General features: G+C 49.2%; 3 protein-coding genes. All 3 read left to right on the top strand.

The genetic code is table 11. The annotated features are described in order from the left end of the window. On the top strand, window positions 1–1820 hold a 1820-nt coding region (locus ACWA6V_RS20155), incomplete at its 5' end, for a copper-translocating P-type ATPase (RefSeq protein WP_449524170.1). A 119-nt stretch (window positions 1821–1939) separates the two neighbouring features. Beyond that, window positions 1940–2338, top strand: coding sequence for a hypothetical protein (locus ACWA6V_RS20150; protein ID WP_449524169.1), 399 nt, complete (start codon window positions 1940–1942; stop codon window positions 2336–2338). A gap of 107 nt (window positions 2339–2445) precedes the next feature. Further along, window positions 2446–2906, top strand: a 461-nt coding sequence (locus ACWA6V_RS20145; protein ID WP_449524168.1) for a hypothetical protein, incomplete at its 3' end; no start/stop codon positions are given.

Raw genomic sequence — 2906 nt, 5'->3', positions numbered from 1 at the left:
GCCCCGGTTGGATTTTTTATCAAAAAGGCCTACCGGCACTAGCGCGTTTACAGCCGGATATGAATTCATTGGTAGCTCTTGGCAGCTTGGCCGCCTGGAGCTATTCGTTAGTCGCAACCTTTACACCTGACGTCCTTCCTGTTGGCACGGTGAACGTTTATTTCGAGGCAGCGGCGGTAATAGTCACACTGATTTTGTTGGGTAGGTTGATGGAAGCCAATGCCCGTGGTCGCACCAGCGATGCGATTGCCCGCCTTGTAAAACTCCAACCCCACAGTGCAACTCGTTTGCGTGAAGATAAGCAAGAAACTGTAGAGCTCTCGTTGATTCAACCCAATGATCTGCTGTTGGTTCGCCCGGGTGAGCGCATTCCGCTCGACGGAGAAATCGTTGAAGGTAGTTCATTTATCGACGAATCCATGATGACTGGAGAACCCATTCCCGTAAGTAAAACGATTGCGACAGAAGTCATTGGCGGTACGCTCAATACCACGGGCTCGTTCACCTATCGCGTTACCAAAACCGGTAAAGACACGCTGCTGGCGCAGATCATTGAGTTGGTTGAAACAGCGCAAGGTTCAAAGTTGCCGATACAAGCGCTGGTAGATCAAATTACTCGTTGGTTTGTGCCGGCGGTAATGTTGATAGCTGCATCGACGTTTTTTGTATGGCTACTTTTTGGACCTGAGCCCGCACTAAGTTTTGCACTCGTCAATGCGGTAGCCGTTTTGATTATTGCGTGCCCTTGCGCCATGGGCCTGGCAACACCCACATCGATAATGGTGGGAACTGGGCGTGCAGCGAGCCTGGGGTTGTTATTTCGCAGCGGCACAGCATTGCAAACACTTGCAGAAGTGAAGACCATCGCCTTTGACAAAACCGGCACCCTAACGCTTGGCAAACCCAAACTTACCGATTTTATTGTTGCATCCGGATTTGAAAAAAATGCGGTCCTTGCATTATCTGCTGCTGCAGAACAGCACTCGGAGCATCCGATTGCAAATGCACTGGTAGACGCTGCGGCGTCAGAAAAAATCGCGCTCGGCACTTTGGAAACATTTGAAGCAATTCCCGGCTATGGATTAAAAGCGAAGGTGTCTGGCGAAGAAATTAATATAGGTGCGGATCGCCTTTTTGAAAAACTCAGCATTAATCTTGATGTATTTAGCGCAACTGCACAGCAACTGGCAGCTGAGGGTAAAACGCCAATTTATGTTTCCGTCAACAATCACATTGCCGCAGTGATGGCGCTTGCCGATACCATAAAACCCGGAACCGTTGCTGCGTTGAAAGCCCTACACTCACTCGATTTTAAAATCGCCATGATCACCGGTGACAATCAACGTACCGCTAATGTAATTGCAAAACAATTGGGCATTGATCTGGTGATTGCCGAGGTATTGCCCAATCAAAAAGTAGCGGCGGTGAAAGAATTGCGCAAACAACACGGCGCAATTGCCTATGTTGGCGATGGCATTAATGATGCGCCCGCGCTTGCAGAAGCCGATTTAGGTTTGGCGATTGGGACAGGCACGGACATCGCAATTGAAAGCGCCGATCTGGTACTGGTGAGTGGTGATATTCAGGGCGTGCCCAAAAGCATCGCCTTGGCACGCGCTACTATGCGCAACATTAAGCAAAATCTATTTTGGGCGTTTGCTTACAACATTGCATTGATTCCGCTGGCCGCTGGTATTGCTTATCCGTTTTTTGGGTTACTCTTATCACCTATGTTGGCCGCTAGCGCTATGGCACTCTCCAGCGTCTTTGTCGTCACCAACGCACTGCGCTTACGCAATTGGAAAACCGCTACGGAGTAAAAATCATGAGCCGATTTGCCCACAGCGATTTAGCAGCGCAATGCCACGGAGATAATCGGCCTGATTGCCCGATTTTGGATGGACTCGCCTGCACTCACAAACACTAGCGGAATATTTTTATGATTGCGCGTAAACACTTGCACCTTATTGTGATCGCTCTGTGCCTGTGGCTACCGCTGCAGGCAATGGCGGGGCAATGGCTGCATTGTGCGCAACTGGACGCTAGTTTGATGCAAGCGGATGAATCACCTGAAGCCACGCCACATTTTTCTTGCCACGATACACCGGTAGAAACACAATCGGATTATCCAGCATCAAACACTGACCAAGGCAATTCAGCCGATACGCAATCTTGCAAACACTGCCAGTTTTCTTGTACTTGGCACTCAGCATTAGTACTGCGCGAATTTACTCAGCCTATTTTTGACATTCTCATCCTCTATACACAATTTACCTCCCCCTCCCCTGCACAACCTCTACTAGCGATGCCGCAGCGGCCACCACGACTTTACAGTTAAATTTTTACTGATCAACACTGATAAACCTTTCGGTTTAATCGATTTTTCGCTGTTAACTTGCTGCACCGATGTTGTTACGTTCGGTCAATAGTTAAGGACATTTAAAAATGAACTCCACTAACCTGCTCCTTCGTAGCGGCTTACTCTTTTGCGTAAGCCTGCTGCTCAGTGCCTGTACCACTACACCAACACAAAATTCAGTGGCGTTGGCCACTGAACAACTTAGTCAAACGCATCCCGGTGCCAGTTTATCCTCTGTGCCGGCGCACATTGATGACAACACAATTGATCTGAAATCAGCGATCCAACTTTTACTTAGCCAATCCCCACAAGTGCGTATTGAACTGGCGCGGCTGGGCATTGCCGATGCGCAGCGCCTTCAAACGGAATTAATCAGCAATCCGCATTTATCGATCGGTGCATTAAAGCCGGAGGAGGGAGGGCGCTGGCAATTGGACGTCGGCTTAAGCCAACCACTGTTGGAATTATTTACCCGTCCACTGCGCCGCCAACTTGCCGACGATAATTTGCTCAGTGTGCAATTGCGTTTGCAATCGCGCCTGCAAAC

The organism is Cellvibrio sp. (assembly GCF_053579595.1).
This window is presented reverse-complemented; position numbering and strand designations above follow the sequence as displayed.